Genomic DNA, 16,691 nt, shown 5'->3' with positions numbered 1-16,691 from the left:
CGGGCCGGGTCAGGCGATGAAGCTGTAGGCCACGATGAAGAAGGCCGTGAAGCTGAGCAGGAACAATCGCCAGTCATTGTCCGAGGAGGCGATCGGGCGAAGCTCCTCCGTCCCGCTCGTCACATGCTGCGGCAATCCCCGGCGAAAGGGATGGCGGGCGCCGTCGCTCGTCATGACCAAGGTTCTTTTCATGACGACAGGAACTATTGAAATCCGCGGACGGCGCAAAAGGTTAAAGAAGGGTTAACGACGCCCCCGTCTCCCGATGGGACAGGCGTGGGCCGCACCCACCGGAATCCGCCGGAATCCGCCCGTCGCGGACGACTTGCGCCGCCCGATTCACCGTAAATTGTGTAAAATCGCTGGGCGGGAAATTTACTCTATTCAGCTTTGGGCAAGCTCCAGAGCGGCTGGTCCCTGCTCACGCCATGCGCGCTCTTGCTCCATGCACGGGATTGTCGAAAGCGAAGAACGCATAGAAAAACGCGGAGAACGCCTCTCGGCGCCTCCGCGTTCTGTCTCCTGAAGGGTGCCGGGAGAGACCATGGCCCCGCCCCGCTGTCCCGGAATCACTTGTCGAGAATGGCCTCGATCTGCGTCGTCACCTCGCCAATGTCCGCCATGCCATCGACACGGGCGACGATGCCGCGCGCTTCATAGATGGGCAGGATCGGCGCGGTCTTGGCGCGATATTCGGCCATGCGGGTGCGAACCGTTTCCTCATTGTCGTCGGGACGGCGCTTGAACTCATGCCCATGGCACTTGTCGCACTCGCCCTCGACCTTGGGCTGTTCGAACCGGTCGTGATAGCCCTTGCCGCACGACGCGCAGGTGAAGCGACCGGTGATGCGCTCGACCAGCTTGTCCTCGTCCACTTCCAGTTCGATCACATGGTCGAGGCTGCGGTTACGGGCGCTGAGAATCCCGTCGAGCGATTCGGCCTGGGGCGCGGTGCGCGGATAGCCGTCGAAGATCACGCCGGTGTCTGCCGACAGGGCGTCGAGCGCCTCGCCGATGATGCCGGAGACGATCTCGTCGGACACGAGCTGCCCCGCCTCCATCACGGCCTTCGCCTTCAGGCCCGTGGGCGTGCCCTCCTTGACCGCAGCGCGCAGCATGTCGCCGGTGGAAAGCTGCACCATCCCGCGTTCCGTGACCAGACGTTGCGCCTGCGTGCCCTTGCCCGCTCCCGGCGGTCCCAGCAGAATGATGTTCATCGCCCTGTATCCCCTGTTATTCGACTTGCGTGTTGGCGCGGACAATGGCGGCCGGAACAGCCGCCGTCCAGCCCGCCACTACGATGTTAGCGAATCCGGCCTTTCAGCCGCGCCTTCTTGATAAGGTCGCCATATTGATGCGCGATCAGATGGCTCTGGATCTGCGTCACCGTGTCGACGGTGACATTGACCACGATCAGCAGGCTGGTGCCGCCCAGATAGAAGGGGATGCCCGCCTGAGAGATCAGATATTCGGGCAGCAGGCAGATGATCGCCAGATAGCCCGCACCGATCACGGTGATGCGCGTCAGCACATAGTCGAGATAATTTTCGGTATTCTTGCCCGGACGGATGCCGGGAATGAAACCGCCGTTGCGCTTGAGATTGTCCGCCGTCTCTTCCGGGTTGAACACGACCGCGGTATAGAAGAAGCAGAAGAAGATGATGCCGAGGCCATAGAGCGCCATATAGACCGGACTGCCGTGCGACAGATACTGGTTGAGGCTGAGCAGGAAATCACCCCACTTGCTCTCGCCCGCCACGCGGTTGCCCGCGAACTGCGAGATGGTGAGCGGCATCAGCAGCAGCGACGAGGCGAAGATCGGCGGGATAACGCCCGCGGTGTTCACCTTGAGCGGCAGATGGCTGCGGTCCGCCTGCATCAGGCCCTGGCGCGTCTGGCGCTTGGGATATTGGATCAGCACCCGGCGCTGCGCCCGCTCCATGAAGCAGATGAAGGCGATCAGGCCCAGCGCGACGACCATCACGAAGAAGATTAGCAGACCGGAGATCGAACCCTCGCGGCCCGATTCGAACAGCTTGGCCAGCGTCACCGGCAGCTGCGCCACGATGCCCGCCATGATGATGAGCGAGGTGCCGTTGCCGATACCCCGGCTGGTGATCTGCTCACCCAGCCACATCAGGAACATGGTGCCACCGATGAGCGAGATGACCGCCGCGACGCGGAACATCATGCCCGGATCGACCACGGCCTGAAGCCCCGACTGCGCGCCATAGCTTTCCAGCCCGACCGCGATGAAATAGCCCTGCACCGCCGTCAGGCCGACCGTGCCATAGCGGGTGTACTGGTTCAGCTTCTTGCGACCGCTCTCGCCTTCCTTCTTGATCGACGCGAGCTGCGGCGAGAGGGAGGCGGCAAGCTGCACCACGATGGAGGCCGTGATATAGGGCATGACGCCGAGCGCGATGAGGCTCATGCGCTCCAGCGATCCACCGGAGAAGGTGTTGAAGATGTCGAGGACACCGCCGCGCGTCTGCGAATAAAGCTGCGACAGGACGGTCGGATCGACGCCCGGCAGCGGCACGAAGCTCAGGAAGCGGAACACGATCAGGGCGCCGACGGTAAACCACAGGCGCTTTTTCAACTCCGTCGCCTGGCTGAATTTCGCCAGGCTGATGTTGGATGCAAGCTGGTCGGCTCTCGATGCCATTACGCTACCTTCAAAATTCAAGCGTGCCATTCCGCACGACGCCGTCGCCCTTTAGCGGGCCAGCCGGGGCGTGTCACTGCCTACGCGCATGGGCCGGTCAAAACCGCTCCACGGACATCAGGAGAACCGCCCCTCGCCTTCTGGCGCCGTCTGGCCGCCAGAAACACAGGACCCCGCCGGCCCATATCGGACAGCGGGGTCAGTGTTGCAAGTCTGGACGACCGATCAGGCCTTCCGGGCAGCCTTTGCAGCGGCCAGGGCGGTGCCCTTCTTGGCCTTTGCCTTCTCGGCGGCCGAGACGGTCTCGATCACGGTGACGGAACCACCAGCCTTCTCGACCGCCGCGATGGCGCCCTTCGACGCACCGGCAACGGTGAAGCTGACCTTCGTGGTCAGTTCGCCCTTGGCGAGCAGACGGATGCCGTCCTTGCCGCCGCGCGAGAGACCGGCAGCGCGCAGAGCGGCCTGGTCGAGCGAAGCGCCAGCCTCGATCTTGCCCGCGTCGATCGCCTTCTGCACCAGGCCGAGGTTCACCTCTGCATAGTCCTTGGCGAAGATGTTGTTGAAGCCGCGCTTCGGGATGCGCATGTGGAGCGGCATCTGGCCACCCTCGAAGCCGTTGATCGCAACGCCCGAACGCGCCTTGGCGCCCTTCTGGCCGCGACCCGCGGTCTTGCCCTTGCCCGAACCGATACCGCGTCCGACGCGCATACGGCCCTTGCGAGCGCCATCATTGTCCCGGAGTTCGTTCAGATTGAAAGTCATGTCGTGCACTCGCTTTCGCTTTTGTCGCGCAAAACGGCAACGCCGCAGCATTTCCGTCGCAGCCCCAGCGAAGGCTGGGGCCTTGTGAAGCCGGATGCATCCTTGAAGGCCGCATCGGCGGAGGAAGACCCCAGCCTGCGCCGGGGTTTCGGAAGCGCGCCCATAGCGCCCTTCCTCAAAAAACGAAAGAGGGGTTTCCCCCTCTTCCGCTCGATTTCACGCTGTCAGGGCGTTCAGCCCTCGACCACCTGAACCATGTGGGGCAGCTTGCGGATGGCACCGCGGACTTCCGCCGTGTCTTCCAGCTCGACCACCCGGTTCATCTTGCCCAGACCGAGGCCGATCAGAATCTTCTTCTGGCTCTCAGGGCGACGGATCGGCGAACCGATCTGCTTGATCTTGATCTTCGCCATGTCTGTTACTCCGCAATCGCTTCGGCGTCGGCCTGTGCGACCTCGGCAGAGGCACCACCACGACGCAGCAGGTCCGCAACCTTCTTGCCGCGACGCTGTGCGACGGCCTTGGGGCTGGTCTGCTCACCCAGCGCCGCGAAGGTCGCCCGGATCATGTTGTAGGGGTTCGACGTGCCGTTGGACTTGGTCACGACGTCGGCCACGCCCAGGCTCTCGAAGACAGCGCGCATCGGGCCGCCTGCGATGATGCCCGTACCGGCGGGAGCCGAACGCACCGTCACCTTGCCGGCGCCGAAATGGCCGAGGCCATCATGGTGCAGCGTGCGGCCTTCCTTCAGCGGAACGCGAACCATTGCCTTCTTGGCAGCGGCGGTCGCCTTGCTGATCGCCTCGGGCACTTCGCGCGCCTTGCCATGGCCGAAGCCTGCACGGCCCTTGCCGTCGCCGACAACGACGAGCGCAGCAAAGCCGAAACGCTTACCGCCCTTGACCGTCTTCGACACGCGGTTGATGTGGACGAGCTTCTCGATGAACTCCTCGCCGCCATCGTCCTCGTTGCGATTGCCGCGACGATCGTCACGACGGCCGCCACGGTTGTTCCCGCCGCGGTCGTTGCCGCCACGGCCGCCACGGCCGCCACGCGGACCACGACCTTCCGTCGCTGCGGGAGCGGCGGCTGCATCTGCCTCTACGGCCGGGCCTGCGCCCTCGATGGTGTTTTCGTCAGCCATGCTCAGAACTCCAGTCCGCCCTCACGGGCGGCATCGGCCAGCGCCTTGACGCGGCCATGGAAAAGGAAACCGCCGCGATCGAACACGACAGCCTTGATACCGGCCTTGGTCGCCGCTTCGGCAACGCGCTTGCCGACTTCGGCGGCGGCAGCAGCCGTCGCGCCAGTCGTACCGCGCACGTCCTTGTCGAGCGTCGAGGCGGCAGCAACGGTGCGGCCAGCCGCATCGTCGATGACCTGAGCATAGATGTGACGGCCCGAACGGTGGACGGACAGACGGGGCTTGCCGCCTGCACGTGCCTTGAGGGCGGTGCGAACGCGGCGACGACGCCGCTCAAAGGTAGAAAGCTTTGCCATCTTACTTCTTCTTCCCTTCCTTGCGGAAGATGAATTCGCCGTCGTACTTGATGCCCTTGCCCTTATAGGGTTCCGGCTTCCTCCAGCGACGGATCTCGGCGGCTACCTGGCCGACCTTCTGCTTGTCGATACCGCTGATCTCGACCGTGGTGTTATCCGGGGTCTTGATCTCGATGCCTTCCGGCACATCAAAGTCGACGTCATGGCTGTAGCCAAGCTGAAGCTTGAGCGTCTTGCCCTGGGAGTTAGCGCGATAACCGACGCCGGTGATGAGCAGCTTCTTGGAGAAGCCCTCGGTCACGCCGGTTATGAGGTTCTGGACCAGCGTACGCTGCATACCCCAGAAAGCGCGAGCCTGCTTGGTGGCGTTGGCGGGCTGCACCGAGATGCTGCCCTCCTCCACCGCGTAGCTGATCTCGTCGCGCAGCGCCAGGGTCAGGGCGCCCTTCGGGCCCTTGACCGAGAGCTGGCCGCCCTCGATGGTCGCCGTCACCCCAGCGGGGATCGCGACCGGCTTTTTACCGATGCGGCTCATCAGAATACCTCCGCCAGCACTTCGCCGCCGACATTCTGCTCGCGCGCTTCCGCGTCGGACAGAACACCGCGAGGCGTCGAGACAATGGTGATGCCCAGACCGTTGCGAACGACCGGCAGATCCTTCGAACCAGAATAGACGCGGCGGCCGGGCTTCGAGACGCGCGCCACATGCTTGATGGCGGGCTGGCCCTCGAAATACTTCAGCTCGATGCGCAGGCCGGGGTGGGCGCCCAGCGCCTCCTCGGTATAGCCACGGATATAGCCTTCGCGCTGGAGCACGTCGAGAACGCGTGCACGCAGCTTGGAAGCGGGCGAAAGGACGCTGTCCTTCTTCGCCTGCTGGCCATTACGGATGCGGGTGAGCATGTCACCCAGGGGATCGGTCAATGCCATATCTTGGGTTCCTTACCAGCTCGACTTCGTAACGCCGGGGATCAGGCCCTTGTTGGCCAGATCACGCAGCTGGATACGGCAAAGCCGGAACTTGCGGTAATAAGCGCGGGGACGGCCGGTCAGCTCGCACCGGTTACGGATGCGGGTGGGGTTGCCGTTGCGCGGGATTTCCGCCAGCTTGAGACGAGCAATCAGACGCTCGCCATCGTCGAGCGACGTGTCAGCCGCAATCGCCTTCAGCTTCGCATATTTGCCGGCATATTTCTTGACCAGCAGCTTGCGACGCTCATTCTTGTTGATGGAACTCAGTTTCGCCATGACTTAAGTTCTCTTCCTCTTAAGTAGTGGAAGGAGAAGCCGGGCCGCCTTTTCAGGCGGCCTGCTTCTCCTCTTCGACGGGGAACGGGAAACCGAAGAGGCGCAGCAGTTCGCGCGCTTCATCGTCGGTCTGGGCCGTCGTCGTCACGATGATGTCCATGCCGCGCACCTTGTCGATGCGGTCATAGTTGATCTCCGGGAAGATGATCTGTTCCTTGATACCGAAGGCATAGTTGCCACGGCCGTCGAAGGAATTTGCATTCAGGCCACGGAAATCGCGGATGCGGGGCATGGCGATCGTCACCAGACGGTCGAGGAACTCATACATGCGCTCGCGACGAAGGGTGACCTTCGCACCGATGGGCATGCCTTCGCGCAGCTTGAACTGTGCGATCGACTTCTTCGCCTTGGTGATGACCGGCTTCTGGCCGGCGATCAGCTCCATTTCCTCGGCGGCCTGCGTGACCTTCTTCTTGTCCTGGGTCGCTTCGCCCACGCCCATGTTGAGCGTGATCTTTTCGATCCGGGGAATCTGCATCACATTCTTGTAGCCGAACTTCTCGGTCAACGCCGCGATGATCGTGTCGTTATAAAGCGACTTGGAACGCGGGATATACTTGTCCGCCATCAGATGACCTCCCCGGACTTGACGGCCACGCGGACCTTCTTGCCGTCGCGCTCCTCGAAACGAACGCGGGTGGCCTTGCCGTCCGCGCCGGCGATGGCGACGTTGGAAACGTGCAGCGGTGCCGGCTTGCGCTCGATACCGCCCTGCGGGTTCGCCTGGTCGGCCTTGCGGTGACGGGCGTGGACGTTAACGCCCTCAACCACGACACGGTCTTCCTTGGGAAGAACCTGGAGGATGGTGCCGGTACGGCCCTTGTCCTTGCCCGCGAGCACGACGACAGTGTCGCCCTTCTTGATCTTTGCAGCGCTCATTACAGCACCTCGGGAGCGAGCGAAATGATCTTCATGAAGTTCTTCGCGCGCAGCTCACGAACCACGGGGCCAAAGATGCGCGTGCCGATCGGCTCCGCATTCTTGTTGACCAGCACGGCCGCATTGCCGTCGAAGCGGATCACGCTGCCGTCGGGACGACGAACGTCCTTGGCGGTGCGCACGATCACGGCGCGATGAACGTCGCCCTTCTTGACCTTGCCACGAGGGGCCGCATCCTTGACGGACACGACGATGATGTCGCCCACGCCCGCGAAGCGACGCTTCGATCCGCCCAGCACCTTGATGCACTGGACGCGCTTGGCGCCGCTGTTGTCAGCGACGTCGAGATTGGATTGCATCTGGATCATTGATCCGGTTCCTTCTCATTTGGCCTACCGGGACGATACCCGGCGGTTCCGAATTCATGCCTCAACCCGGAAGATTCGATGCACGAAGAGCGGGCCTGTAACCTCTCCTGACGGAAAAGGCCAGCCCCGCATTCATGCCTTCGAACTTTCAGGCCACTGACTGGCTCAGGCCGCGACCTCTGGCGACTTGTGCGTATCCACCCGCTCGATGACCTTCCAGGTCTTGAGCTTGGAAATCGGCGCAGTCTCCTCGATGCGGACCGTCTCACCCTCATGATAGGCGTTCGCCTCGTCATGGGCGTGATACTTCTTCGAACGGCGAATGATCTTGCCGTAGAGCGGGTGCTTGACCTTACGCTCCACCTTGACGACCACCGTCTTATCACCCTTGTCGGAAACCACGGTTCCCGTCAGCACGCGCTTGGGCATCGTGTCCTCCTTACTTCGCTGCGAGGGCGCGTTCGCCCTGCAACGTCTTGATACGGGCGATGTCACGACGCACTTCGCGCACGCGGCTGGCCTTTTCGAGCTGGTTCGTTGCCGCCTGGAAGCGAAGGTTGAACTGCTCGCGCTTCAGCTCGCCGAGCTGGTTCGAAAGTTCGTCGTCGCTCTTGGCGCGGAAATCGGCTGCGTTGCTCATGGCTTACGCTCCCAGATGCGAGGTGTCGCCGAGGCGGGCGACGACCTTCGTCTTGATCGGCAGCTTCATCGCGGCGCGCGAGAAGGCCTCTGCTGCGAGGGGTCCGGGAACACCGTCGAGTTCGAACAGAATGCGACCCGGCTTAACGCGGGCTGCCCAATATTCGATCGAACCCTTGCCCTTGCCCTGACGGACTTCGGCCGGCTTCTTCGACACAGGCACGTCGGGGAACACGCGGATCCACAAACGGCCCTGACGGCGGATATGGCGCGTGATCGCGCGGCGAGCCGCCTCGATCTGACGCGCGGTGAGACGATCCGGTTCCATGGCCTTGAGACCATAAGAACCAAAATTGAGGTCCGTGCCGCCCTTCGCCAAGCCGTGGATACGGCCCTTGAAGGTCTTGCGGAACTTCATCTTCTTCGGTTGCAGCATGACGCTTTGCCTACCTTTTCAATTCGTTCAACGCTGCGGACGGCGGTCGCCAGGCGCCGGACGAACGCCGGAGGTCTGTGCCTCCAGCATCAACCGGTCCTGTGCCAACGGATCATGGCCGAGGATCTCACCCTTGAAGATCCAGACCTTGATGCCGCACACGCCATAGGCGGTGTGGGCTTCGGCCTCGGCATAATCCACGTTGGCGCGCAGCGTGTGCAGCGGAACGCGACCCTCGCGATACCATTCGGTCCGCGCGATTTCCGCGCCGCCCAAACGGCCACCACAGGTGATCTTGATGCCCTCTGCGCCGAGACGCAGGGCGGACTGAACCGCACGCTTCATGGCGCGACGGAAGGCGATGCGACGCTCAAGCTGGTCGGCAACACCCTGCGCGACGAGCTTGGAGTCGATCTCCGGCTTGCGGATCTCGACGATGTTCAGCGACACGTCGCTCGCGGTCATCTCGCCCAGCTTCCGGCGAAGCTTCTCGATGTCAGCGCCCTTCTTGCCGATGATGACGCCGGGACGGGCAGCATAGATGCTGACGCGGCACAGCTTGGCCGGACGCTCGATCACGACCTTGGAGATCGCGGCCTGCGGCAGGCTCTTCATCACGAACTTGCGGATCTTCAGATCCTCAAGAAGGAGACGACCATAGTCCTGGCCTTCCGCATACCAGCGGCTGTCCCAGGTGCGGTTGATCTGAAGACGCAGACCGATCGGATTGCTCTTGTGACCCATGTTCTTACGCCTCCGCTTCTTCAGCAGCTTCACGAACGACGATGCGCACGCGGCTGAAGGGCTTCAGGATCCGGGTCGACTTGCCACGGCCACGGGTGTGGAATCGCTTCATGGTGAAGCTCTTGCCAACCGATGCTTCCGCGACGACCAGCGAGTCGACGTCGAGATTGTGGTTGTTCTCCGCGTTGGCGATCGCGGAAGCGAGCACCTTGCGAACGTCGACCGCCATGGCCTTCTTGGAGAAGGTCAGCACGTTCAGCGCGTCCTCGACCGTACGGCCGCGGATCAGGGCAGCGACCAGGTTCAGCTTCTGAGCCGAACCGCGGATCTGCGTACCAACAGCGAGAGCCTCATTGGCCTCGACGCGGCGGGGAGATTTTTCCTTGCCCATCAGCGCTTGCCCTTCTTGTCGGCGGCGTGGCCGGGGAAGTAGCGCGTCGGCGCGAATTCACCCAGCTTGTGGCCGACCATGTCCTCATTCACCGAAACGGGAACATGCTTGCGACCGTTGTAGACGGAGAAGGTGAGGCCAACGAACTGGGGCAGAATGGTGGAGCGACGCGACCAGGTCTTGATCGGTGCACGGCCATTGCTGTCCTGCGCGGCTTCCGCCTTCTTGAGCAGATGAAGGTCCACGAACGGACCCTTCCATACGGAGCGAGCCATCGCTTACCTCTTCTTCTTCGCGTGACGCGAACGGATGATGAACTTGTCGGTCGACTTGTTGGAGCGCGTGCGCGCGCCCTTGGTCGGCTTGCCCCAGGGCGTCACAGGATGACGACCACCGGAGGTCCGGCCTTCACCACCGCCGTGCGGATGGTCGACCGGGTTCTTTGCAACGCCGCGGGTAAGCGGACGCTTGCCCAGCCAGCGGTTGCGACCGGCCTTCGCCAGGTTCTGGTTGGCATTGTCCGGGTTGGACACGGCACCGACAGTACCCATGCAGTCCGAACGAATGTAGCGCTGCTCGCCAGAGTTCAGGCGAACCATGACCATGCCGCGGTCACGACCGACGAGCTGGGCATAGGTGCCCGCCGAACGGGCGAGCTGGCCGCCCTTGCCCGGCTTCATCTCCACATTGTGGATGATGGTGCCGACCGGCATCTGGCCCAATTCCATCGCGTTGCCCGGCTTCACGTCGGTCTTCTTCGCGGCGATCACCTTGTCGCCGACAGCGAGACGCTGCGGGGCCAGGATGTACGACTGCGTACCGTCGGGATAGCTGATGAGCGCGATGAACGCGGTGCGGTTGGGGTCATATTCCAGACGCTCGACCGTCGCTTCCACGTCCCAGGTGCGACGCTTGAAGTCGATGATGCGATACCGCTGCTTGTGACCGCCACCGATACCACGCGAGGTCACATGACCCTTGTTGTTGCGGCCGCCAGTCCGGTGCTTGCCCTCGGTCAGCGCCTTGACGGGCTTGCCCTTGTGCAGGCTGGACTTGTCGACGAGGATCAGGCCGCGCTGGGCCGGGCTCGTCGGGTTATAATGCTTGAGTGCCATCTATCTCGCGCCTCAAATACCGGTGGTGATGTCGATCGACTGGCCTTCGGCCAGGCGGACGACAGCCTTCTTCACGTCGGTGCGCTTGTAGGGCTTGCCCTTCCAGCGCTTCGTCTTGCCCTTGGCGATCAGCGTGTTGACGCCGAGCACGGTGACGCCGAACAGCGCCTCCACGGCAGCCTTGATCTCAGGCTTCGACGCGTCCTTCGCGACCTTGAAGACAACGGCGTTGTTCTCGGAGAGAAGCGTGGCTTTCTCCGTGATGTGCGGAGCAAGCACCACGTCATAGTGGCGGTTGTCCACGGCCTTGGTCTCGTTCTTAGCCATTGAAGCGCGCCTCCAGCTTTTCGATCGCGGCGCGCGTCAGCACCAGGCTGTCGGCACGCAGGATATCATAGACATTGGCGCCGACGGCGGGGAGCACATTGACACCGACGATGTTCGCGGAAGCCTTTGCGAAGCTGATGTTCACGGCGTCGCCGTCGATGAACAGAGCCTTGTTCAGGTTCAGCTTGGCCAGGTTCGCCACCAGCTCGCGGGTCTTGCCGTCCTTGACGTCAAGATTGTCGAGAATGGTGATCGTGCCGGCCTGCGCCTTCGCGGACAGCGCCATGCGGAGACCGAGGGCGCGGATCTTCTTGTTCAGGTCATGGCCGAATACGCGGGTGCGCTGACCATGAGCCTTACCACCGCCGATGAAGATCGGGGCGCGGCGATCGCCGTGACGCGCCGTACCGCCGCCCTTCTGGCGACCGAACTTCTTGCCGGTGCGCGCGACGTCGGAACGTTCGCGGGTGCCGGATGCCGGGTTACGGCGCTTTTCGAGTTGCCAGGTGACAACGCGGTGCAGGATGTCAGCGCGCGGCTCGATGCCGAACACGGCTTCGGGCAGCTCGACATCGCCCACGCTCTTGGCGTCGAGGGTCTGAACGGACAGTTTCACCATTTAGCCCTCCTGGCCTTCGGTCGCTTCAGGCGCCGCAGCTTCTTCAGCAGGCGTATCGGCGGCCGCAGCGGCATTGTTGTTCGCAGCCAGCTTCAGGCTGGCGGGATAGGGCGCGTCAGCCGGACGGGCAACCTTGACGGCGTCCTGAACGGTCAGCCAGGTTCCCTTGGAACCGGGAACGCTGCCCTTGACGAACAGCAGGCCCCGCTCGACGTCCGTGCGGACGATCTCAAGGTTCTGCTGCGTGCGCTCACGATCACCCATGTGACCGGCCATCTTCTTGTTTTTGAAGACGCGACCTGGATCCTGACGGTTACCCGTCGAACCATGGGCACGGTGGCTGATGGACACGCCGTGGGTGGCGCGCATACCGCCGAAGCCCCAACGCTTCATGGCGCCCGCAAAGCCCTTGCCCTGCGTATGCCCCGAAACGTCGACCAACTGGCCGGCGATGAAATGGTCTGCGGAGATTTCCGAACCGACATCGAGGAGAGCATCCTCGGCGACACGGAATTCCACGAGCTGAGCCTTCAGCTCCACTTCCGCCTTGGCGAAGTGGCCGCGCTGCGGCTTAGCTACATTCTTGGCCTTGGCGACACCTGCACCAAGCTGGACAGCCACATAGCCGTCCCGATCGAGTTCGCGACGCGCGACAACCTGATTGCCTTCGAGTGCCAGAACGGTGACGGGCACATGGCGGCCATCATCCTGGAACAGGCGGGTCATCCCGACTTTTTTCGCGATCACGCCAGTACGCATGATCAATTCTCCCATAGAGGCCCGGCCCATCCCAGAGAAACAAGGGAGAAACGGCGGGCGTATCCAACGACAAAACCGCCCGGAGAATCCCCCAAAGCGGCCAACCCAAATTTTCGATCACCCCGTCCGGGTCGGATGCCCTTCACGATGGAAGGGCGACGGGGGACCAGGACCACAGCGAACTGTGCGGTATCCCTTATCGCGTCAGCCTATCAGGCCAGCTTGATCTCGACGTTCACGCCGGCAGCGAGGTCCAGCTTCATCAGCGCGTCGACCGTCTGCGGCGTCGGCTGCACAATGTCAAGCATACGCTTGTAGGTGCGGACCTCGAACTGCTCGCGGCTCTTCTTGTCGACGTGCGGGCCACGGTTGACCGTGAATTTCTCAATGCGCGTCGGCAGCGGAATAGGACCGCGAATAAGGGCGCCCGTGCGACGGGCGGTGTCGGCAATGTCGCCAGTAGCCTGATCGAGCACGCGGTGATCAAAGGCCTTCAGGCGAATGCGGATATTCTGCGTTTCCATGTCCACTACCGATGCGAAAGAGCCAAAAACAAAACCGCCTCACTCAGCAGGGTCGAGCCATCCGGCCATCAGACCCCAAAGCGAAGCGGTGAAATACCGACCGGCGAATCACTGCGTGATCCGCCGGTCGGGCGCGTATATTACTTTGTGATCGACGCCACAACCCCGGAACCGACCGTACGGCCACCTTCGCGGATCGAGAAGCGCAGGCCCTGCTCCATGGCGATGGGCGCAATCAGCTTGACGCCGAGCTGCACGTTGTCGCCGGGCATCACCATCTCGGTGCCCTCGGGAAGCAGAACTTCACCGGTGACGTCCGTGGTGCGGAAGTAGAACTGCGGACGATAGTTGGCGAAGAACGGCGTGTGACGACCACCCTCGTCCTTCGACAGCACATACACTTCCGAGGTGAACTCGGTGTGCGGCTTGATCGAACCGGGCTTGCAGAGAACCTGGCCGCGCTCGACGTCTTCACGGCCAACACCGCGAACCAGCGCGCCGATGTTGTCGCCAGCTTCACCCTGATCGAGCAGCTTGCGGAACATTTCAACGCCCGTGACAGTGGTCTTGCGCGTGTCCTTCAGACCCACGATCTCGACTTCCTCGCCGACCTTGACGATGCCGGTCTCGACGCGGCCGGTCACAACCGTACCACGGCCCGAGATCGAGAACACGTCTTCGATCGGCATCAGGAACGGACGATCGACGGGACGCTCAGGCTGCGGGATCCAGCTGTCGACCGACTCCATCAGCTTCAGAACGGCGTTCTTGCCGATCTCGTCGTTGGAACCATCGAGAGCCTTCACGGCCGAGCCGGGGATGACGGGGATGTTGTCGCCGTCGAAGTCGTAGGACGACAGCAGCTCGCGGATTTCCAGCTCGACCAGCTCGAGGATTTCAGCGTCGTCGACCAGGTCGACCTTGTTCATGAACACAACCATCTGCGGCACGCCGACCTGACGGGCGAGCAGGATGTGCTCGCGGGTCTGGGGCATCGGGCCGTCGGTCGCGGACACGACGAGGATCGCGCCGTCCATCTGCGCAGCGCCGGTGATCATGTTCTTCACATAGTCAGCGTGGCCGGGGCAGTCGACGTGTGCGTAGTGACGCTTCTCGGTCTCATACTCGACGTGCGCGGTCGAGATGGTGATGCCGCGCTCGCGCTCTTCGGGAGCCTTGTCGATGTTGGCATAGTCAACGAAGGTCGCGCCGCCGGTCTCGGCCAGAACCTTCGTGATCGCTGCGGTCAGCGAGGTCTTGCCATGGTCGACGTGACCGATGGTGCCGATATTGCAGTGCGGCTTGTTCCGCTCAAACTTAGCTTTCGCCATTTCTCTCTACCTTCTGTCCATACAGCGTGGGTGTCTGACCGCCAAGGCCGCGCCTTGCGAAGGCGCGTCCATAGCAGCTAATTTCCATAAATCCAGCCTGTAGTTGGGCCTTGGGACGTCAAAGCGACGCCCCTCATCCCGATCAGGCCAGCTTCTCCTTGACCTCAGCCGCGACGTTCGCCGGGACTTCGTCATAGTGGGAGAAGAACATCGAGTAATTCGCCCGGCCCTGAGTGAACGAGCGCAGCTGGTTCACATAGCCGAACATGTTCGCCAGCGGCACCATGGCCTCGACGACCTGCGCGTTGCCGCGGGTGTCGGTGCCCTGGATCTGGCCACGGCGGCTGTTCATGTCGCCGATCACGTCGCCGAGATATTCCTCCGGCGACACCACTTCCACCTTCATGATCGGCTCGAGCAGCTTGATGCCGGACTTCTGCGCCACTTCGCGCATCGCACCGCGGGCGGCGATTTCGAACGCCAGGGCGGACGAGTCGACGTCATGATACGAACCGTCATAGAGCAGGATCTCGAAGTCGATGATCGGGAAGCCGACCAGCGAACCCGAAGCCGCCGTCTCGCGGAAGCCCTTTTCGATCGCGGGGATATATTCCTTCGGAATGTTACCGCCCTTGATCTCATCCTTGAAGATGATGCCCGAACCGCGCTCGCCCGGCGTGACCTTCACCTTCACGCGACCGAACTGGCCGGTGCCGCCCGACTGCTTCTTGTGGGTGTAGTCGATGTCCACCGGCTTCGCGAGATATTCGCGATAGGCCACCTGCGGCGCACCGACATTGGCCTCGACCTTGAACTCGCGCTTCATACGGTCGACGATGATGTCGAGGTGAAGCTCGCCCATGCCCTTGATGATGGTCTGGCCCGATTCGTGGTCGGTCGAGACGCGGAACGAGGGATCCTCTGCCGAGAGACGGTTGAGCGCGATGCCCATCTTCTCCTGGTCGGCCTTGGTCTTCGGTTCCACCGACAGCTCGATGACCGGCTCCGGGAATTCCATGCGCTCCAGCACGATCGGCTGGCGCTCGGCGCAGATGGTGTCGCCGGTCGTGGTTTCCTTCATGCCCGCGAGAGCAATGATGTCGCCCGCGAACGCTTCGTCCACGTCCTTACGCTCGTTCGCATGCATTTCGAGCATGCGGCCGACCTTCTCCTTCTTGTCCTTCACCGAGTTCAGGTAGGTGCCCTTGACGAGCGTACCCGAATAGATGCGGATGAAGGTGAGGCTGCCCACAAACGGATCGTTCATGACCTTGAAGGCGAGCGCCGAGAAGGGCGCGTCGTCGGTGGCGGGACGGCTGTCCGGCTCATCGCTGTCCATCTTGACACCCTGCACGTCAGGAATGTCGAGCGGCGAAGGCAGATAGTCGACCACGGCGTCGAGCAGAGGCTGCACGCCCTTGTTCTTGAACGCCGAGCCGCAGCAGACGGGAACGAACGACTGGTTCAGCGTGCCCTTGCGGATCAGCGCCTTCAGCGTCGCGACGTCAGGCTCATTGCCTTCCAGATAGGCTTCCATCGCGGCATCGTCCTGCTCGACGGCCAGCTCGATCAGCTTCTCGCGATATTCGGCGGCCTCGTCCACCAGGTCGGCCGGGATTTCCTCATAGAAGAATTCGGCGCCCAGCGCCTCGTCCTTCCAGACGATGGCGCGGTTGTTGACCAGATCGACCAGACCCTTCAGGTCGGCTTCGAGGCCGATCGGAATGTAGAGCACGGCGGGCTTGGCGCCCAGACGGTCGATGATCGACTGCACGCAGTACTTGAAGTTCGCGCCGGTGCGGTCGAGCTTGTTGATGAAGCACATGCGCGGCACGCCGTACTTGTCGGCCTGACGCCACACCGTCTCCGACTGCGGCTCCACGCCAGCAACGCCGTCGAAACAGGCAACCGCGCCATCGAGCACGCGCAGCGAACGCTCGACTTCAATCGTGAAGTCGACGTGGCCGGGGGTGTCGATGATGTTGATGCGATGCTCAGGGCCTTTGCCCTCTTCAGCGCGCCAGAAGCAGGTCGTCGCGGCGGACGTGATCGTGATGCCGCGCTCTTGCTCCTGCTCCATCCAGTCCATGGTGGCGGCGCCGTCATGGACTTCGCCGATCTTGTAGGACTTGCCGGTGTAGAAAAGGATGCGCTCGGTCGTCGTCGTCTTGCCGGCGTCGATGTGCGCCATGATGCCGATGTTACGATACTGGTTGAGCGGATGAGCGCGTGCCATGGTCTTACTCCATTGCCGATGTCCGGCGGTGCGTTCTTGAAAGTCTTTGAATATCGTCCGTCCGGGCCTTCAAGCCCCCTGC

Annotated in this window: 26 protein-coding genes; all 26 read right to left on the bottom strand. The window is 62.6% G+C overall.

Annotated elements, in window-relative coordinates; translation table 11 throughout:
- Positions 1-9: 9 nt before the first annotated feature.
- Positions 10-174 (bottom strand): hypothetical protein, encoded by a 165-nt coding sequence (locus tag LWE61_RS04410; RefSeq protein WP_234148820.1) that lies wholly within the window; start codon positions 172-174, stop codon positions 10-12.
- 395 nt (positions 175-569) lie between these two features.
- Positions 570-1,217, bottom strand: coding sequence for an adenylate kinase (locus LWE61_RS04405; protein WP_234148819.1), 648 nt, complete (start codon positions 1,215-1,217; stop codon positions 570-572).
- An 86-nt stretch (positions 1,218-1,303) separates the two neighbouring features.
- On the bottom strand, positions 1,304-2,668 hold the full coding sequence (gene secY / locus LWE61_RS04400) for a preprotein translocase subunit SecY (protein WP_234148818.1): 1,365 nt from the start codon (positions 2,666-2,668) through the stop codon (positions 1,304-1,306).
- Between the two features lie 225 nt (positions 2,669-2,893).
- On the bottom strand, positions 2,894-3,433 hold the full coding sequence (gene rplO / locus LWE61_RS04395; protein WP_234148817.1) for a 50S ribosomal protein L15: 540 nt from the start codon (positions 3,431-3,433) through the stop codon (positions 2,894-2,896).
- A gap of 233 nt (positions 3,434-3,666) precedes the next feature.
- The gene (gene rpmD / locus LWE61_RS04390) at positions 3,667-3,846 is read right to left on the bottom strand and encodes a 50S ribosomal protein L30 (RefSeq protein ID WP_234148816.1); all 180 of its coding nucleotides are present in this window, start codon (positions 3,844-3,846) and stop codon (positions 3,667-3,669) included.
- Between the two features lie 5 nt (positions 3,847-3,851).
- Positions 3,852-4,577 carry a 30S ribosomal protein S5 gene (rpsE, locus tag LWE61_RS04385; RefSeq protein WP_234148815.1) on the bottom strand — a complete coding sequence of 242 codons (726 nt, stop codon included), beginning with the start codon at positions 4,575-4,577 and terminating at the stop codon, positions 3,852-3,854.
- A 2-nt stretch (positions 4,578-4,579) separates the two neighbouring features.
- A complete protein-coding gene (gene rplR, locus LWE61_RS04380; RefSeq protein ID WP_234148814.1) occupies positions 4,580-4,933 on the bottom strand; it encodes a 50S ribosomal protein L18 in 354 nt (117 codons plus the stop codon).
- Position 4,934: 1 nt separating this feature from the next.
- Positions 4,935-5,468 carry a 50S ribosomal protein L6 gene (rplF, locus tag LWE61_RS04375; RefSeq protein ID WP_234148813.1) on the bottom strand — a complete coding sequence of 178 codons (534 nt, stop codon included), beginning with the start codon at positions 5,466-5,468 and terminating at the stop codon, positions 4,935-4,937.
- Entirely contained in the window at positions 5,468-5,863 is a 396-nt protein-coding gene (rpsH, locus tag LWE61_RS04370; RefSeq protein WP_234148812.1) for a 30S ribosomal protein S8, read from the bottom strand. Before rpsH ends, rplF begins: the two co-directional genes overlap by 1 nt.
- 12 nt (positions 5,864-5,875) lie before the next feature.
- A complete protein-coding gene (gene rpsN / locus LWE61_RS04365; RefSeq protein ID WP_234148811.1) occupies positions 5,876-6,181 on the bottom strand; it encodes a 30S ribosomal protein S14 in 306 nt (101 codons plus the stop codon).
- A 52-nt stretch (positions 6,182-6,233) separates the two neighbouring features.
- Positions 6,234-6,809 (bottom strand): 50S ribosomal protein L5, encoded by a 576-nt coding sequence (gene rplE / locus LWE61_RS04360; protein WP_234148810.1) that lies wholly within the window; start codon positions 6,807-6,809, stop codon positions 6,234-6,236.
- Positions 6,809-7,120, bottom strand: coding sequence for a 50S ribosomal protein L24 (gene rplX / locus LWE61_RS04355; protein WP_234148809.1), 312 nt, complete (start codon positions 7,118-7,120; stop codon positions 6,809-6,811). The genes rplE and rplX overlap by 1 nt, the downstream gene beginning before the upstream one ends.
- Positions 7,120-7,488 carry a 50S ribosomal protein L14 gene (gene rplN, locus LWE61_RS04350; RefSeq protein ID WP_234148808.1) on the bottom strand — a complete coding sequence of 123 codons (369 nt, stop codon included), beginning with the start codon at positions 7,486-7,488 and terminating at the stop codon, positions 7,120-7,122. Before rplN ends, rplX begins: the two co-directional genes overlap by 1 nt.
- Before the next feature lie 165 nt (positions 7,489-7,653).
- Complete coding sequence (rpsQ, locus tag LWE61_RS04345) at positions 7,654-7,917, bottom strand: 30S ribosomal protein S17 (protein ID WP_234148807.1); 264 nt, start codon at positions 7,915-7,917, stop codon at positions 7,654-7,656.
- A 10-nt stretch (positions 7,918-7,927) separates the two neighbouring features.
- Positions 7,928-8,128: a 50S ribosomal protein L29 gene (gene rpmC / locus LWE61_RS04340; protein ID WP_234148806.1), complete on the bottom strand. Its 201-nt coding sequence runs from the start codon at positions 8,126-8,128 to the stop codon at positions 7,928-7,930.
- Between the two features lie 3 nt (positions 8,129-8,131).
- A complete protein-coding gene (gene rplP / locus LWE61_RS04335; RefSeq protein WP_234148805.1) occupies positions 8,132-8,563 on the bottom strand; it encodes a 50S ribosomal protein L16 in 432 nt (143 codons plus the stop codon).
- Between the two features lie 27 nt (positions 8,564-8,590).
- The gene (gene rpsC / locus LWE61_RS04330) at positions 8,591-9,307 is read right to left on the bottom strand and encodes a 30S ribosomal protein S3 (RefSeq protein ID WP_234148804.1); all 717 of its coding nucleotides are present in this window, start codon (positions 9,305-9,307) and stop codon (positions 8,591-8,593) included.
- 4 nt (positions 9,308-9,311) lie between these two features.
- Positions 9,312-9,698, bottom strand: coding sequence for a 50S ribosomal protein L22 (gene rplV / locus LWE61_RS04325; protein WP_234148803.1), 387 nt, complete (start codon positions 9,696-9,698; stop codon positions 9,312-9,314).
- Entirely contained in the window at positions 9,698-9,973 is a 276-nt protein-coding gene (gene rpsS / locus LWE61_RS04320) for a 30S ribosomal protein S19 (RefSeq protein WP_234148802.1), read from the bottom strand. The genes rplV and rpsS overlap by 1 nt, the downstream gene beginning before the upstream one ends.
- 3 nt (positions 9,974-9,976) lie before the next feature.
- The gene (gene rplB / locus LWE61_RS04315) at positions 9,977-10,813 is read right to left on the bottom strand and encodes a 50S ribosomal protein L2 (RefSeq protein ID WP_234148801.1); all 837 of its coding nucleotides are present in this window, start codon (positions 10,811-10,813) and stop codon (positions 9,977-9,979) included.
- A gap of 12 nt (positions 10,814-10,825) precedes the next feature.
- Entirely contained in the window at positions 10,826-11,140 is a 315-nt protein-coding gene (locus LWE61_RS04310) for a 50S ribosomal protein L23 (protein ID WP_234148800.1), read from the bottom strand.
- Positions 11,133-11,756, bottom strand: coding sequence for a 50S ribosomal protein L4 (gene rplD / locus LWE61_RS04305; RefSeq protein WP_234149064.1), 624 nt, complete (start codon positions 11,754-11,756; stop codon positions 11,133-11,135). Before rplD ends, LWE61_RS04310 begins: the two co-directional genes overlap by 8 nt.
- A 3-nt stretch (positions 11,757-11,759) precedes the next feature.
- On the bottom strand, positions 11,760-12,518 hold the full coding sequence (gene rplC, locus LWE61_RS04300) for a 50S ribosomal protein L3 (protein ID WP_234148799.1): 759 nt from the start codon (positions 12,516-12,518) through the stop codon (positions 11,760-11,762).
- A 212-nt stretch (positions 12,519-12,730) separates the two neighbouring features.
- Positions 12,731-13,042, bottom strand: coding sequence for a 30S ribosomal protein S10 (gene rpsJ, locus LWE61_RS04295; protein WP_129403764.1), 312 nt, complete (start codon positions 13,040-13,042; stop codon positions 12,731-12,733).
- Positions 13,043-13,182: 140 nt separating this feature from the next.
- Positions 13,183-14,373: an elongation factor Tu gene (gene tuf / locus LWE61_RS04290; RefSeq protein WP_234148798.1), complete on the bottom strand. Its 1,191-nt coding sequence runs from the start codon at positions 14,371-14,373 to the stop codon at positions 13,183-13,185.
- Between the two features lie 142 nt (positions 14,374-14,515).
- Positions 14,516-16,609: an elongation factor G gene (gene fusA / locus LWE61_RS04285; protein ID WP_234148797.1), complete on the bottom strand. Its 2,094-nt coding sequence runs from the start codon at positions 16,607-16,609 to the stop codon at positions 14,516-14,518.
- Positions 16,610-16,691: the final 82 nt, after the last annotated feature.

Origin of the sequence: Sphingobium sufflavum, assembly GCF_021403115.1 — a bacterium.
Lineage (GTDB): Bacteria > Pseudomonadota > Alphaproteobacteria > Sphingomonadales > Sphingomonadaceae > Sphingobium > Sphingobium sufflavum.
This window is presented reverse-complemented; position numbering and strand designations above follow the sequence as displayed.

Coding starts and splice junctions, on each gene's coding strand:
- LWE61_RS04410 (WP_234148820.1), bottom strand. CDS start 174: ATGACGAGCGACGGCGCCCGCCATCCCTTTCGCCGGGGATTGCCGCAG.
- LWE61_RS04405 (WP_234148819.1), bottom strand. CDS start 1,217: ATGAACATCATTCTGCTGGGACCGCCGGGAGCGGGCAAGGGCACGCAG.
- secY (WP_234148818.1), bottom strand. CDS start 2,668: ATGGCATCGAGAGCCGACCAGCTTGCATCCAACATCAGCCTGGCGAAA.
- rplO (WP_234148817.1), bottom strand. CDS start 3,433: ATGACTTTCAATCTGAACGAACTCCGGGACAATGATGGCGCTCGCAAG.
- rpmD (WP_234148816.1), bottom strand. CDS start 3,846: ATGGCGAAGATCAAGATCAAGCAGATCGGTTCGCCGATCCGTCGCCCT.
- rpsE (WP_234148815.1), bottom strand. CDS start 4,577: ATGGCTGACGAAAACACCATCGAGGGCGCAGGCCCGGCCGTAGAGGCA.
- rplR (WP_234148814.1), bottom strand. CDS start 4,933: ATGGCAAAGCTTTCTACCTTTGAGCGGCGTCGTCGCCGCGTTCGCACC.
- rplF (WP_234148813.1), bottom strand. CDS start 5,468: ATGAGCCGCATCGGTAAAAAGCCGGTCGCGATCCCCGCTGGGGTGACG.
- rpsH (WP_234148812.1), bottom strand. CDS start 5,863: ATGGCATTGACCGATCCCCTGGGTGACATGCTCACCCGCATCCGTAAT.
- rpsN (WP_234148811.1), bottom strand. CDS start 6,181: ATGGCGAAACTGAGTTCCATCAACAAGAATGAGCGTCGCAAGCTGCTG.
- rplE (WP_234148810.1), bottom strand. CDS start 6,809: ATGGCGGACAAGTATATCCCGCGTTCCAAGTCGCTTTATAACGACACG.
- rplX (WP_234148809.1), bottom strand. CDS start 7,120: ATGAGCGCTGCAAAGATCAAGAAGGGCGACACTGTCGTCGTGCTCGCG.
- rplN (WP_234148808.1), bottom strand. CDS start 7,488: ATGATCCAGATGCAATCCAATCTCGACGTCGCTGACAACAGCGGCGCC.
- rpsQ (WP_234148807.1), bottom strand. CDS start 7,917: ATGCCCAAGCGCGTGCTGACGGGAACCGTGGTTTCCGACAAGGGTGAT.
- rpmC (WP_234148806.1), bottom strand. CDS start 8,128: ATGAGCAACGCAGCCGATTTCCGCGCCAAGAGCGACGACGAACTTTCG.
- rplP (WP_234148805.1), bottom strand. CDS start 8,563: ATGCTGCAACCGAAGAAGATGAAGTTCCGCAAGACCTTCAAGGGCCGT.
- rpsC (WP_234148804.1), bottom strand. CDS start 9,307: ATGGGTCACAAGAGCAATCCGATCGGTCTGCGTCTTCAGATCAACCGC.
- rplV (WP_234148803.1), bottom strand. CDS start 9,698: ATGGGCAAGGAAAAATCTCCCCGCCGCGTCGAGGCCAATGAGGCTCTC.
- rpsS (WP_234148802.1), bottom strand. CDS start 9,973: ATGGCTCGCTCCGTATGGAAGGGTCCGTTCGTGGACCTTCATCTGCTC.
- rplB (WP_234148801.1), bottom strand. CDS start 10,813: ATGGCACTCAAGCATTATAACCCGACGAGCCCGGCCCAGCGCGGCCTG.
- LWE61_RS04310 (WP_234148800.1), bottom strand. CDS start 11,140: ATGGCTAAGAACGAGACCAAGGCCGTGGACAACCGCCACTATGACGTG.
- rplC (WP_234148799.1), bottom strand. CDS start 12,518: ATGCGTACTGGCGTGATCGCGAAAAAAGTCGGGATGACCCGCCTGTTC.
- rpsJ (WP_129403764.1), bottom strand. CDS start 13,042: ATGGAAACGCAGAATATCCGCATTCGCCTGAAGGCCTTTGATCACCGC.
- tuf (WP_234148798.1), bottom strand. CDS start 14,373: ATGGCGAAAGCTAAGTTTGAGCGGAACAAGCCGCACTGCAATATCGGC.
- fusA (WP_234148797.1), bottom strand. CDS start 16,609: ATGGCACGCGCTCATCCGCTCAACCAGTATCGTAACATCGGCATCATG.